The organism is Flavobacterium sp. KS-LB2 (assembly GCF_036895565.1).
GTDB lineage: Bacteria > Bacteroidota > Bacteroidia > Flavobacteriales > Flavobacteriaceae > Flavobacterium.
Map to the genome: position 1 here is coordinate 399,781 of NZ_CP145904.1, position 15,653 is coordinate 415,433.

6 protein-coding genes are annotated in these 15,653 nt (G+C 32.9%); 5 read left to right on the plus strand and 1 reads right to left on the minus strand.

The window, feature by feature from the left end:
* Positions 1-3: 3 nt before the first annotated feature.
* Positions 4-1,593, minus strand: coding sequence for a glycoside hydrolase family 32 protein (locus tag V5J73_RS01805; protein WP_338647204.1), 1,590 nt, complete (start codon positions 1,591-1,593; stop codon positions 4-6).
* Positions 1,594-1,789: 196 nt separating this feature from the next.
* Between V5J73_RS01805 and V5J73_RS01810 the strand changes: the two genes are divergently transcribed.
* The 5 genes from V5J73_RS01810 to V5J73_RS01830 all read left to right on the plus strand — a co-directional run bounded on the left by V5J73_RS01810 (position 1,790) and on the right by V5J73_RS01830 (position 15,650).
* A complete protein-coding gene (locus V5J73_RS01810; protein ID WP_338647207.1) occupies positions 1,790-3,796 on the plus strand; it encodes a glycosyl hydrolase family 95 catalytic domain-containing protein in 2,007 nt (668 codons plus the stop codon).
* A gap of 561 nt (positions 3,797-4,357) precedes the next feature.
* Positions 4,358-7,327, plus strand: a complete 2,970-nt coding sequence (locus V5J73_RS01815) for a SusC/RagA family TonB-linked outer membrane protein (protein WP_338647209.1) — start codon at positions 4,358-4,360, stop codon at positions 7,325-7,327.
* Positions 7,328-7,338: 11 nt separating this feature from the next.
* Entirely contained in the window at positions 7,339-8,922 is a 1,584-nt protein-coding gene (locus V5J73_RS01820) for a RagB/SusD family nutrient uptake outer membrane protein (protein WP_338647211.1), read from the plus strand.
* Positions 8,923-9,079: 157 nt separating this feature from the next.
* Entirely contained in the window at positions 9,080-12,397 is a 3,318-nt protein-coding gene (locus V5J73_RS01825) for a VCBS repeat-containing protein (RefSeq protein ID WP_338647213.1), read from the plus strand.
* Complete coding sequence (locus V5J73_RS01830) at positions 12,390-15,650, plus strand: VCBS repeat-containing protein (RefSeq protein ID WP_338647214.1); 3,261 nt, start codon at positions 12,390-12,392, stop codon at positions 15,648-15,650. The genes V5J73_RS01825 and V5J73_RS01830 overlap by 8 nt, the downstream gene beginning before the upstream one ends.
* The last annotated feature ends 3 nt before the right edge of the window (positions 15,651-15,653 follow it).

Below are 15,653 nucleotides of genomic sequence, written 5' to 3' on the forward strand. Positions count from 1 at the left end.
TTGCTACCAGATTCCTTTAATCTTGTGAATAGTCAAGTTTTTTATTTCTTGTTTCTCATCCGATTGAATGCTCATTTTTGTATACGGTTTTTTAGGGAAAATTTGTTCTGTAAAACTGTATACTCCCTCATTTAGAAAAATTTCTATAGAAGACCAATCTAAAATGATTTGATAATCTATAGTTTCAGAAACGATATTTGGAGTAGCAGTTTTATGGATGTTTTTTCCAAAGTTTTCCTCGAAATTTACTATTCCAGATTTGCGTCTGTCAATTGAGAACGTTTTTTGAGGAGCATCATAATTCAATACCAATGAATCGTTTACTTCGTTATAAAAAACAAGTTTCAAACTCTTTGAAGCTGATTTAAATCGTACTTCGGATTGATTTAAATGATCGTATGTAAAACTGATTTTTTGCTTGGGTTTAATAGCGAACATATCTTTTGAAAACTCTGAAACTGATTGTTTATTGAACGATTCAACAAGACTGTTTTTTAGAACATAATCGTTATTTATTTTCTCAAGTGAAAGCTCTCTTGGTAGCGTCATGGCGCTTCTCCAATTTTTTGTAGGCGTGTTTCTAGCATACAGCCAATTGCTCATCCAGCCTATAAAAATTCGTTTTCCATCAGGGGTATTGTTGTAAGTTACTCCAGCATAATTATCGGCGCCGTTGTCAATCCATTTAATCTCTTTTTGATTAGTTTTAAAACTTTTTCCGTCAAAGTCACCTATGAAATATTGTGTTCCTGAACCGCCATTAGGTGCGCCAGGATTTATGCTGATGAGTAAAACCCATTTTTCTTCATTGGAACCGTTAACTTTTAATTTGAAAACATCAGGGCATTCCCAAACACCGCCATGTGCTCCTATATTTTTACCAAATTCGCTTTCGAATTTCCAATTAATTAAATTTTCGGAAGTGTAAAATTGAGCATGATCACCAGCTACTAACACCATATTCCAAATATTAGTTTCGGTATTCCAGAAGACTTTCGGGTCTCTAAAATCTTTTATACCGGAATTTTTAACTATTGGATTTTTTTCATATTTCAACCAAGTTTCACCTTCATCTAGACTGTAAGCTAATCCTTGGGTTTGATAATCTGTTCTACCCGCTTTTTCGCCTGCCATGTCGTGATAGGTGAAAATAGCAATCATCGGTGGGTTTTCTTTTGTTCCCAAACCCGAAGTGTTTTTTAAATCTACAACCGCACTTCCTGAAAATATCATTCCTAATTTATCAGGAAACAAAGCGATTTTTTTATTCGTCCAATGAATTAAATCAGTGCTTGTAGCATGTCCCCAATGCATCGGTCCCCATACAATATCATCTGGGTAATATTGATAAAACAAATGGTAAATGCCTTTATAGTACACCATGCCGTTTGGGTCATTCATCCATTTTTTTTCTGGAGAAAAATGAAATTGTGGTCTAAACGGTTCTTTGTATTGCTCTGAAGAATCAATTTTTATTTTTTCAGAAGAGTTAATGGCAATAATTGAGTTACTTTCTTCTTTTTTACAAGAAAACAACAATAATGTGCTACTAAATAGAACAAAAATCAATAATATGTTATTTGCGAACTTCATTGAGAAAAGGATTTATTATTATATTATATTCATAAAAATAGAATTCTATTTTTTAATTATTTAAAATAGTTTAATCAAAAACGTTTTCGATATGTCGAAAACGTTTTCGATTTGTATTCAATATACTATGTGGAACTATTCAGTTTTTTAAGAAATAAATTATATAAGTTTGAAAATATTATTAAAAAATATAACTATGATTTCAATATTTAAGAGACTTGTCTTTCTGCTTTTAGTAAGCCCAATTGTTTTTGGACAAACTAAATCTGACGAATGGCATTTACAGGCAAATTCTAGAGAAAATTATTTTGGTGTAGCCATGGCAAATGGTCAAATAGGAATTGTTACAGATGATACGCCTTTGAAAACAAAAGAAATTATTCTGAACGGAGTTTACGATGGTAGTCCTGAAAATGGAATTAGTAGAATTGTTCGAGGAATTGAGTTTTTGAATTTGCATTTGAATATAAACAATCAAGAAATCAAATCAGACAATATTGATAATTGGAGCCAAATAGTTTCTATGAAAGAAGGTACAAGTACAACTTCATTTTCATTTAAAGATTTCGCAACTATCAATTATACGATTTTGGCTAATAGAGCTGTTCCTTTTTCAGCAATGGCAATTGTCGAAATTACTCCAATTAAAGATATCGAAGTTACCGCTAATAATTATATGGTGGTTCCTGATGAATTGAAAGAGGCTAAAAGTCAGTTTCGTGTTTTGAAAGACAATCAATATTTAATGCCAGTTTTTGGGACAGTCGCTAAAACGCTTACGGGGAAATATACGGTTGCGGCTTCAACAACATTTCTTTTTGACGGTCAAGGAGAAACTTTGAAGCAAACCGGAAATGAAGTTGGTTTTACTAAAAAATTAGTGAAGGGTAAAAAATATCGTTTTGCAGTTGCGGGAGGAATTTGCACTTCTAAAGATGTTACTGATCCTTTGAACGAATCCGAAAGACAGCCAATTTATGCTTTGCAGGAAGGAATTGATAAATTATTGAACCGTCACAAACAAGCTTGGGCTGAATTATGGAGCACCGGAGATATTCAAATTGAAGGAGATCTTGATGCGCAACAACGGGTGCGTTTTGCCTTATACAACTTGTATTCATATATTCGACCGGAAACCAGACAAAGTATAGCTCCAATGGGATTGTCATCGCAGGGATATAACGGACATATTTTTTGGGACACCGAACTTTGGATGTATCCAACGCTTTTGGCCTTACAACCTGATATGGCAAAATCGTGTTTAGATTACCGTTCAGATCGTTTGCAAAAAGCAAAACAAAAAGCCTTTATTTATGGGTATAAAGGAGCGATGTATCCCTGGGAGTCTGATGATACAGGTGAAGAAGCAACACCAACTTGGGCTTTGACCGGAATTTTCGAGCAACATATTACGGCGGATGTTTCGATCGCTTTTTGGAATTATTACAGTTATACACAAGACAAATCCTGGTTGAAAAAAGAATGGGCGGTTCTTAAAGAAACGGCTGATTTTTGGGTAAGTCGCGTAGTTAAAAATCAAGATGGAAGCTATTCTATTTTAAATGTAGTTGGTGCCGATGAATATGCGCAACACGTAGATGATAATGCTTTTACAAATGCATCTGCTATTGAGTCTTTGAAAAATACAATCAAAGCGGCGGCAATTTTGAGCGAACCGATTAACCCAAAATGGAAAGATGTTTCTGAGAAATTAGTCATTCATAAACAGAATGGGATTACTCAAAATTACAAAGGGTATGAGGGGCAAATGATAAAACAAGCCGATGTAAATTTGTTAGCTTATCCTTTACACATAATCACAGACAAGGCCCAAATTGAAAAAGATTTGGAATATTATGCAGAAAAAATAGATAAAAAAGATGGTCCTGCAATGGCTTCTGGAGTTTTATCTGTTTTGTATGCAAGATTAGGTGATCGAGAAAAAGCATATAGTTATTTTGTAAAATCGTATTTACCAAACAGCCGTCCGCCTTTTGGGGTGTTCTCAGAATCAGCAAATAGTAATAATCCCTATTTTGCAACTGGTGCAGGAGCTATGCTTCAAGCTGTTATTTATGGTTTTGGTGGAGTGGAGCAAACGGATCTTGGATTAAAATACAATAAGGGACTTTTGCCAAAACAATGGAAATCACTTAAGATTATTGGAATAGGGTTAGATAATAAAACGATTGTTATAAAATAATAAAGTTAATTTTTTATGTCTCGTATGAATAATTCAATCAGCTTGTAATTGAATTGTTCATACGGGGTTTTTTTTTGTCAATAATCCAGTATTATTTTTAACTAAATCTTTAAGGGAATGTGTTTTTATGACATTACTATTTATGTAGAGCTATGAAATAGAAAAATAAGCAGATTTGATTTTTTTTAGCTAAATTTTTTGAGGTATATTTATTTAGTTAAATCCAGATTGTTAATTTGTAGTTAAAAATGATATAGTATTAAATAATTCGCAATGTTCTTTCTTAATAAGCATTTTTTTTGATTAAAACGCAACGATTTTTAGATATAAAAGTGAAAATAATACAAGAATGGTTTTTTTAACACCTTTTTTTTGTATTTATTATAATTTTAGTATTAATTTTTTAAAGTATTAATTTTAAAATCGAAAACGTTTTCGGCACAACGAAAACGTTATAGTTTAGCAAAACCTTAATATTATCATAAAATTATAATTATGTTTGAACTTAATATTTAAAACAAACCATTCAAAACAAATTATTAACCAACTTATTTATTACGTATGAAAAATAGTCTAATTAAAGGCTTGATGGTGTTTCTAACGATGCTATGTACAAGTTTGACATATTCGCAAGATGTGTCCGGAACTGTATCTGATGCTAGCGGTCCGCTTCCAGGGGCTTCTATCTTAGTGAAAGGAACAACAAATGGAGCACAAACTGATTTCGATGGAAAATTTACTATCAAGAATGTTGGCTCAAACGCAGTTTTAGTTTTTAGTTACATTGGTCTTAAAACTCAAGAATTAAATGTAGCAGGAAAAAGTACAGTTAATGTAGTTTTAAAAGAAGACTCAGCTGAATTAAAAGAAGTTGTAGTTATAGGCTACGGTTCGGTTAGAAAAAAGGATGCAACAGGTGCAGTTGATCAAATCGGAGCAAAAGATTTTGACAATGTAGCATCCCCTTCGCCAGCTCAATTATTGAGAGGTAAAGTTGCAGGTGTTCAAGTTACACAGTCTAGTGGTGAGCCAGGTGCTGGTGTTGCTATTAGAGTTCGTGGTAATTCGTCTATTCGTTCAGGAAACGGTCCTCTTATTGTTGTTGACGGAGTGCCATTAGATGGTGGGAATGTATCAGCAGGAGGTGCAGATTTATTGGGTACTTCTTCTTCTAGAAATCCATTGAACTTTATCAATCAAAATGATATCGAGAGCATGTCAGTTTTGAAAGATGCTTCTTCAACAGCTATTTATGGTTCGCGTGGAGCAAATGGAGTTATCGTGATTACTACTAAAAAAGGAAAATCTAATGTGCCACAGTTAACTTATAGTACATCATTCCAATTTAGTAAATTATCTGGTAAATTAGATGTAATGAATGGCGATCAATTTGCAGCAGCAGGTGGTGATGATCAAGGTTCAAGATCTTACAATTGGAAAGATGCTGTTTTAAGAAGTGGATTCGCAATGAACCATGATTTATCTTTTACTAAGTCAACAGAAAATTCAAATACAAGAATATCTTTTGGAGCATCCAATACAGATGGAATTGTTAAAAACACAGGTTTAGATAGATATACTGCTTCATTTTATAATTCAAATGATTTTTTCGGTGGAGCTGTAAAAGTAGAATCTAGAATTATTTATTCTTCTTTAAAAGATCAAGCGACTCTTTTGTCTAATAATGCAGGGTTTATTGGTAACGTAATTGGTACAGCTTTGTATTGGAACCCAACATTACCAATTAGAAATACAAATGGGTCTTATAACGTAGTGGGTGATGATTATTTAAATCCAGTACAATTATTAGATTCGTATACAGATTATACAAATACTAATAAATTATTAGGAAGTATCAATACTACTTGGAAAATCAACAGCAAGTTAAAATACCAATTCTTGTTTGGTGTTGAAGGTTCTACATCTAGTAGAAAAAGCCAGTTGTTGCCAACTATGGAGATTTCTGGAGCTGCATTTCAAGCAACAGTCCCTGGTTCAGATTTAGTTAAGTTTGGTACAGCTAACATAAACAACCAAAATAAATTTAATAAAACGTTTGAACATACTTTAAACTACAATAATGATTTTGGTGATAACTTCAACTTAGATGCATTAGTAGGGTACTCTTATTATGATTACACAGCTGATGGGAATTCTGCAAGTGGTAAAGGGTATGATGTGAATCAAGTAAACTTGATTGACAATATTGAAGGTGGACTTCAGAATGAGTATAGAGTTTCTTCTTATAGAAATAGAGTGGAGTTACAATCTTATTTTGGTAGAGTAAACGCTACTTTATATAAGAAATTAATTCTTACTGCTACATTAAGATCTGATGGATCTACAAAATTAGGAGTAAATAACAAATATGATTATTTTCCATCTGTAGGTGCGGCTTACAAAGTTGTAGAAGATAAAGAAGGTTTATTGAACAGCTTCAAGATTAGAGGTAACTATGGTATTACAGGAAACCAAGAATTTGCACCAAACTCTGCAATTGCTAGAGCTTCTTATGGTAATAATGGTAATTTAAATGTTGATACAAACTCTAATGCTGATTTGAAATGGGAGACTACAACTTCTTATGGAGTAGGAGCGGATTTTGAATTAATCAATAATAAATTATCTGGTTCATTAGATTATTTCCAGAGAGATACTAAGGATTTAATTTTCCCTGTACCGGCAGCAGCAACTCAGCCAGGTCCTCCATCTCCACGTTTCAAAAACTTACCAGGGAATTTAATCAATAAAGGTGTGGAAGTTTCTTTAAACTATAAAGTAATCGATACTGAGGATTTAACTTGGGATATTTCAGGAAATGCTTCATTTTTAAGTAATAAAGTTAAAAACTTTGCTGGTTTTATTGCTACCGGTGGATTGAATGGTCAAGGGTTAACAGATGCTTATGCTCAGGTAATCACAAACAATCAACCTGCATATACCTATTTCTTGTATGAGTGGAGAGGATATGATTCTACTGGGAATTCAATTTATGCTGATGCAGCAGGAAATGATACAGGTCTTGGTACTGCGGCTAAAAAATTATTAGACAAACAACCTTTACCTAAAATCAATGTTGGTTTTACTACTAATTTAGCTTATAAAGGTTTTGATGCAAGTGCTTCTTTCTATGGTGCTTTTGGTCACTACATTTATAATAACACAACGAATGCTTATTTCTTTAAAGGAGCTTTCCTTGGAGGTAGAAATACGACTTTAGAAGCTGCAACTTCTCCACAAGCTCAAGGAGACCCTAACTCTCCGTCTACTAAGTATTTAGAAAAAGGAGATTTCTTAAGAATGGGTAATTTAACGTTTGGTTACACTGTAAATTCTTTAGAAAGATTTAGAATTAAATCTGCTCGTTTCTTTGTAAATGCTTCTAATTTATTTATTATTACAAGTTATTCAGGATCTGACCCAGAGGTTGATACTGATAAATCATTAAACGGTGTGCCTTCTGCAGGGATGGAGTATTTATCTTACCCTAGAGATAAAAGTGTATCACTTGGACTTAACGTAACATTTTAATTAAAAAAACAATGAAAAGAATAAATATTATAAAAAGCATCTTGTTTACTAGTACTATTATTCTAGGAGTAAGTTGTACTAATCTAGATGAGGAAGTATTAGATGGTGTAGTTCTTGATAATACTGGAGGATCAACAGTTAATTCTGCTTCATTACTGACAAGTGCTTATGAAGGATTAAGAGGTTTCCAAGATCAAGATAAAATGTTTGCTTTAGATGAAATGTCTACAGATGCACTTGTTGGACCTACAAGAGGTGGTGACTGGGATGATAATGCTAAATGGAGACAATTGCATACGCACACTTGGGCACCAGATAATATCGAAATCAGAAATGCTTGGAATTCATTATTGTCACAAGTGTATAACTGTAACCTAGTTATTGAAAATGGTACTGCTGCAGAGATATCTCAAGCTCGTTTCTTGAGAGCATTTTACTATTACAATGTAATTGACTTGTATGGTCAAGCTCCATATAGAGAAGCAGGTAGTTCTCTTGAGGACGATCCAAAAGTTTGGACAAGACAGGAAGCTACTTCATTTGTTATTAGTGAACTTGAAGCAATTATTGGAAGCTTACCAGCTCGTGTGGCTAATGATGCTAGTATTGTTAATGTGGATGCAGCACACTTTTTGTTGGCAAAATTGTACTTGAACAAAGCAGTTTTTAATGCTGCTGATCCTGCAGGGCCTTATACTTTTGACCCTGCTGATATGACTAAAGTTGTAACTCATGTAGATGCAATTAATAGCTCTTTGGCAACGGATTATTGGGATAATTTTAAACCTACAAATAACACATCTCCTGAAATTCTTTTCTCTTCTAAAAATATTAGAGGTGGTCAAGGTGGAGGTATTCAGTCAAGATGGAGAATGGGTATGCATTACCAACAAACTCCAGATGGATGGAATGGTTTTGCTACTGTAGCAGAATACTACAATAAGTTTAATCCGAATGACAGACGTATCAAAAATGCAGATCAATACATTATTGATGCTTTTGGTAATAATGTTGGTTTCCAAGTAGGTCAAATGAAAAATGGAAGAAACCGTGATGAATTTGGTAGAGACAAGGATGCAAACCAAGTTGCTTATACAAACATTCCAGCAGGAACGGTTAATCTAAAAGATAGAAAAGGTAATCCATTAGTGTTTACTGCAGCCTTGACTTTAATTACTGGAGGAAATACACTTGAAACTGCAGGTATTAGAAGTCAAAAATATATTCCAGATGAAGCTAACTTAGGTACTCCTGAAAATGATTACGCATTAATGCGTTATTCAGATGCTTTATTGATGAAAGCTGAAGCAATCCTTAGAGGTGGTACTGGAGTTAATAATGCAGCGCAATTCGCTCAATTGGTATCTAGAACTAATGTAGCTGGAACTGTTCCAACAACTTTAGATGCTATTTACACTGAAAGAGGAAAAGAATTATGGTATGAAGGATGGAGAAGAAACGATATGATTCGTTTTGGAAAATTCTTAGAAGCTAGAGAACTAAAGCCTTATGTGTCTGATAAAAGATATATTTTGTTCCCTATTCCTGCAGATGCATTGTTTAATGCTAATTTGCAACAAAATCCTGGTTACTAAGAAATGTTTATAATTAATTATTTTTTGAGTTAGTTCTAAAGAGGGTATTTATTACCCTCTTTATTTTATATCAATTTTTTTCTTTTTATTCCCAATATTATATACATTAGGCAATTATAATCAGCTGCAATTACCTAACTAAATTCTACAATATAATATGTCAAATCGTTTTGTCTTATTACCACTTATTATCCTCTTTTTTACCAACTGTTCCAAAGAAAATTCAGAAAATAAAAATGCTTTATTCTCTAAATTGGATGCTTCACAAACTGGAATTAATTTCCTGAATGAAGTTAAGAATGGAGCCGATATGAACATCTTCAAATACAGGAATTTTTATAATGGTGGTGGTGTCGCTATTGGAGACATTAATAATGATGGTCTTTCCGATGTGTATTTTACCTCTAATCTTGGGACAAATAAACTCTACTTAAATAAAGGAAATTTTAAATTTGAGGATATTTCTAAAAAAGCTGGTGTAGAAGGAACTAAAACTTGGTCTACAGGTGTAGTTATGGTCGATTTAAATGCGGATGGTCTACTCGATATTTATGTATGTAATGCAGGAAATAGTTCGGGCGATCAACAAAAAAACGAACTTTTTATTAATAATGGCAATGGTACTTTTACTGAAAAAGCAGCGGATTACAATCTAGCTGATACAGGAATTACTACCCATGCAGCTTTTTTTGACTATGATAAAGATGGGGATTTAGATGTGTATATTCTGAATAACAGTTTTATACCTGTAAGTAGTCTTAATTATTCCAATAAAAGAGACTTAAGAGATAAAGACTGGGAGGTTGCTGATATTTTAAAAGGTGGAGGAGATAGACTATTGCGCAATGATAACGGTAAGTTTGTTGATGTAAGTGAGAAATCAGGAATCTATGGTAGTCTAATTGGTTTTGGTCTTGGAGTAACAGTAGGAGATGTAAACGGTGATTTGTATCCAGATATTTATATTTCGAATGATTTTTATGAAAGAGATTATTTATACATTAATAATAAAAACGGAACCTTTACTGAACAAATACAGGGATGGACATCACACATTAGTCAATCTTCTATGGGAGCTGACATGGCCGATGTCAACAATGATGGGAAAGCCGATATTTTTGTGACTGATATGTTACCAGAACCGGACGAACGTCTTAAAACGACTACGAGTTTTGAAAACTATGATTTATTTATTAGAAAAGTAAATCTGGATTTCTACTATCAATACATGCAAAACACGTTGCAAATTAACAATGGAGACAATCAATTCCTTGAAATAGCAAATCATGCCGGAGTTTCCAAAACGGACTGGAGTTGGGGCGCTTTGTTATTTGATATGGACAATGATGGTTATAAAGATATCTACGTTTGCAATGGAATTTATAACGATTTAACGAACCAAGATTTTGTTGACTTTTTTGCCAATGAGTTTATGCAAAAAATGGTAGTGACTGGTAAAAAAGAAGAAATACAAACTATTATCAGTAAAATGCCGAGTACGCCGATACCCAATTACGCTTTTAGAAATAATAAAAATTTGACTTTTACCAATGAAGCTGTAAACTGGGGGTTAGACACACCAAGTTTTTCTAATGGTGCTGCTTATGCTGATTTAGATAATGATGGGGATTTAGATTTGGTTGTCAATAATGTAAATATGGAATCTTTTGTATATCGAAATAACTCAGAGAAAAATAAAAAGAACCACTACGTTAAAGTAAAATTAAAAGGCGATAATCAAAATAAATTTGCTGTAGGAAGTGTGGTTGAGCTTTTCTCAGGTGATGAAATTCTTAGACAAGAGTTAATTCCTTCTAGAGGTTTTCAATCGTCTATAGATTATGTAATGACTTTTGGAATTGGCACCAAAAAAGTTGATTCCTTGCAAGTAATTTGGCCAAATGGGAAGTCTCAAACAATTAAAAAAATTGCCAATAATAGCACCTTAAATCTGGATATTACAAATGCAAAAGAAGATTATGTTGCCAAAAATGCCAAACTAAAACCATTGTTTACTGAAAAGAAAACAACTTTTTCAGCACACAAAGAAAATAATTACATTGATTTTGATCATGAAGGTTTAATCTCCAAAATGCTTTCTCAAGAAGGACCTTCACTTGCAATTGCGGATTTAAATGATGATGGTAATGAGGATGTGTTTATTGGTGGAGCCAAAGGGCAATCTGGTAAAATATATTTAAATAAAGGGAATGGTAATTATTTAGTTACAGTTCAAAAAGACTTAGACCTAGATGCTACTTTTGAAGATACGGCAGCTAGCTTTTTTGATGCGGATAATGATGGAGACATTGATTTATTGGTTGGTTCTGGTGGAAATGAAAAAGTAGATCAGGCTAACTATAAAAACCGACTGTATTTGAATAATGGGAAAGGAGTTTTTGTGAAAAGTAAAACCAATATTCCTACAACAAACAATAATGTTTCTGTAATTGTATCAAATGATTTTGATAACGATGGAGATATTGATGTATTTATAGGAAGCCGAAGCGTTCCTGGTGTTTATGGAATTGATCCCAAGCATTTGTTATTAGAAAATGATGGAAAAGGAAATTTCACAAATGTGATTGACAAAAAAGCTTTCAAAATTAATACGGTTGGAATGATTACTGATGCCATTTGGGAAGACATTGATAACGATTCTAAAAAAGATTTAATAATTGTAGGAGATTGGACAGCTCCAATAATTTTTAAGAATAATGGACGTAGATTGGTTGAGTATAAATCCAACCTTACGGGATATCTTGGTTTTTGGAATGCAGTTAGTTGTGTTGACTTGAATAATGACGGTAAAAAAGATTTGATTCTTGGTAATAAAGGAACGAATACAAATTACAAAGCGACCAATGCTAATCCGATCAAATTATTTACCAACGATTTTGATAATAATGGAACTATTGAACAAATAGCTACTAGGTCAATTGCTGGTAAAGATTTACCAATAAATTTAAAACAAGAATTAGCGAAACAAATTCCTTCCATTAAGAAGAAAAATTTGAGTTATGTGGATTATTCTAAAAAAACATTCCAAGAATTATTCGCCAAAGAAGTAGTCGATAATTCGATTCAAAAAACGGTGAATATTCAAGAAAGTGTAATTGCAATCAACAAAGGAAATGGTAAGTTTGAGGTAAAAGCACTGCCAAAAGAAGTTCAGTTTTCTTCTGTAAATACCATAAGCACTTTAGATGTGAATAATGATGGGATTTTGGATTTAATCTTAGGTGGTAATCAATATGAATTCAAACCACAATTCTCCAGTTTAGATGCTAATTATGGTAGCGTACTTTTAGGAAATAAAAACGGAACTTTTTCATGGATGCCTTATAATAAATCAGGTTTCTTCATTAAAGGAGAAGTGAAACAGGTTAGAATAATAAAAGATAAAAATAAAACGGTTTCAATTATAGCTGTTGTAAATGATAATACTCCTAAAATATTTTTACGCCATGAATAATTTTTTTAGAATAGGATTGGCATCATTGCTGTTTATTGGTTGTTCCAAAAAAGAAGGGCAATTGTTTGAGAAATTGCCTTCAGAGGAAAGCAATATTACATTCAATAACCAATTGTTAGAATCCAAAAACATTTCCATTTTAGATTACCTCTATTATTACAATGGAGGTGGTGTCGCACTTGGTGATATCAATAATGATGGTTTGGTAGATATATATTTTACTTCCAATCAAGGAAAAAATAAATTGTACCTGAATAAAGGCAATAATAAATTTGAAGATATTTCGGTAAAAGCAGGTGTAGAAAGTCAAAGTGACTGGAACGCTGGTACGGTTATGGCCGATGTGAATGGTGATGGGTATCTTGATATTTATGTTTGTGCAGTTGTTGGAATTAATGGTTTTGAGGGTCAAAATGAGTTATTTATCAATAATAAGGACAACACATTTACCGAAAGTGCAGCAGAATACGGATTGGATTTAGACAATTATAGTTCTTCTGCAGCTTTTTTTGATTACGATTTAGATGGAGATTTAGATATGTATTTATTAAATCATGCTGTTCATTCTGAATTGTCTTTTGGAAAAGCAGATAGCAGGAATAAAAGGAGTTATGAGTGTGGGGATAAGTTATTTCGTAATGATAACGGAAAATTTATTGATGTAAGTGAGCAGGCAGGAATTTTTGGTGGTGCTAATGGCTATGGTTTAGGATTGGCAGTTTCTGATTTTAACTTAGATGGTTTTCCGGATATTTATGTAGGGAATGATTTCCACGAAGATGATTACTACTATATAAATAATGGAGATGGGACTTTTACCGAAAGTCTGAAACAGTATTTTGGTCATACAAGCCGATTCTCTATGGGAGTTGATGTGGCGGATGTGAATCATGATGGTTTTCCAGACATTCTGAGTTTGGACATGCTTCCAGAAGACGAAAAAGTTTTGAAATCAGCATTGGGTGATGACAATACTCAGATGATAAAAATGAGAACCGAAAAATTAGGCTATCATTTTCAATACTCTAGAAATACCATGCAGCTAAATCAAGCTGGAAATCATTTCACAGAAACGGCTTTGTTGAGTGGTATTGCTGCAAGCGATTGGAGTTGGAGTACGTTGTTTGGGGATTATGATCAAGATGGAGAACAAGATATTTTTATAAGTAACGGAATACCAAAGCGACCTAACGATTTGGATTATGTGAAATACTATTCAAATGATCAAATAAAAAGTAAAATCACTACAACAAAATTATTAGATAAAGAAGCATTGAAGAGAATGCCAAAGGGAAATGTGACCAACTATGTTTTTCAAGGTGCAGCTGATTTACAATATAAAAACCGCTCGAGTGATTGGATAGAAAATGATTCTATAATTTCAAATGGTAGTGGGTATGCAGATCTTGATAATGATGGTGATCTAGATGTAATTACTAATAATACTAATGCGATTGCATCTCTGTATATTAATAAAACAGATGCAAAATCAAACTATTTAAAATTGAAACTTCGGTTTGTAGGAAAAAATACTTTTGGAATTGGAGCCAAAGTAATTTCCTATTCTAAAGGGAAAAAACAATTTAAGGAATTGCAGACTACCCGAGGATTTCAATCTTCATCAGAACCGATAATTCATTTTGGTTATGGAAAAACAACTAAAATTGATTCGGTAGTGGTGATTTGGCCAGATAAAACGTATCAAACAATAAAGAATGTTAAAACAGGTCAAACGCTTACCGTAAAAGCGAATCCTAATAGAAAAAGCTTTGATTATAAAAAATTGCATCCGAGTATTTTACCAATTTTCAAAAAGCTGGAAACTGGTTTAGGGATTGACTTTGTGCACCAAGAAAACGATTTTATTGATATTTTAAGCCAAAAATTAATCCCATACCAACGTTCTGATCGCGGTCTAGCAACTGCAGTTGGAGATTTGAATGGCGATGGAAAAGAGGATATTTTCTTTGGTAGTTCTAAAGGTAAAAAAGCAGCAATTTATTTTCAAAATGCTAGCGGATTTTCTAAAAAACAAGATACAACAATTGAACAGGATTCTATTTTTGAAGATGCTTCAGCTGTTATAGGTGATTTCAACAATGATAAAATCAATGATTTATATGTGGCGTCCGGTGGTGGTGAAAATGCATCTAATTTACAAGATCGTTTGTATTTCAATAGCAACAATCAATTTCTAAGTAAAGCATTGCCTAAGTTGGTTCAAAATGCATCGGTTGTTAAGGCTTTTGATTATGATAAAGATGGTGATTTAGATATTTTTGTTGGAAATAATTCAATCAATAATAGATTTGGAAGCATGCCGAATTGCTATTTGTTGAACAATAATAAAGGTGCGTTTACTATTGTTGAGAATAAAACGTTTGACAAAATAGGAATGGTCACGGATGCTATTTTTAGTGATTTTAATAAAGATGGTAAAATAGATTTAATTGTTGTTGGTGAATGGATGAAACCTACTTTTTTTGCTAATAAAAACGGAAAATTCACAGATGTAACAGCAAGTGTTTTTCCAGAGAAAAGTAATGGGTTGTGGCAATCAGTGCTCTCTTTTGATATCGATCAGGATGGTGATGAGGATTATTTGGTAGGAAATTGGGGAATGAATTCTAAATTTAAAGCCTCACAAGATTTTCCGATGAAAATGTATTATGATGATTTTGATTCTAACGGATCTTTTGAAACGATTGTGGCAATAGAAAAGAAAGGACAATATTACACTACATTAGGTCTTGATGAACTTGCGGAACAATTCAGCGGAATGTTAAAAAAGAAATTCAATAGTTATAAATCTTTTGCGGGTAAAACATTGGTTGAGATTTTTGATCCAAAAATGCTCGAAAAAGGAACCTTGTTTGAAGTTCACAATTTGAAATCAGGTTATTTGAGAAATGATAAAGGGAAATTTACTTTTGTGCCTTTTTCGAATAAAATGCAAGTGGCTCCGATTACCAGTTTTTTGAAGTCTAATTTTGATTCAGACGCGAAAGAGGAAGTTTTTGCAGCAGGAAACTACTTTGGAGTTTCACCTTATCACAGTAGATTTGATGGTTTTTCAGGTGCTTTAATCAAAAACGATAGAACCATATTTTTAGGTAATCAAATAGGAATTGATTTGACTCAAAAGGCAGTTAGGCACTTGGATATTGTTAATTTCAATGGAAAGAAATATATGTTGATTACAATAAATAATAAAAAGGTAGAATTGTATGAAATGCCTTCTGCTAAAAAATAATAT

What these genes read in the sequence shown, in the direction of transcription:
- V5J73_RS01805 (WP_338647204.1), bottom strand. Translation starts at nt 1,593, where the DNA reads ATGAAGTTCGCAAATAACATATTATTGATTTTTGTTCTATTTAGTAGC.
- V5J73_RS01810 (WP_338647207.1), top strand. Translation starts at nt 1,790, where the DNA reads ATGATTTCAATATTTAAGAGACTTGTCTTTCTGCTTTTAGTAAGCCCA.
- V5J73_RS01815 (WP_338647209.1), top strand. Translation starts at nt 4,358, where the DNA reads ATGAAAAATAGTCTAATTAAAGGCTTGATGGTGTTTCTAACGATGCTA.
- V5J73_RS01820 (WP_338647211.1), top strand. Translation starts at nt 7,339, where the DNA reads ATGAAAAGAATAAATATTATAAAAAGCATCTTGTTTACTAGTACTATT.
- V5J73_RS01825 (WP_338647213.1), top strand. Translation starts at nt 9,080, where the DNA reads ATGTCAAATCGTTTTGTCTTATTACCACTTATTATCCTCTTTTTTACC.
- V5J73_RS01830 (WP_338647214.1), top strand. Translation starts at nt 12,390, where the DNA reads ATGAATAATTTTTTTAGAATAGGATTGGCATCATTGCTGTTTATTGGT.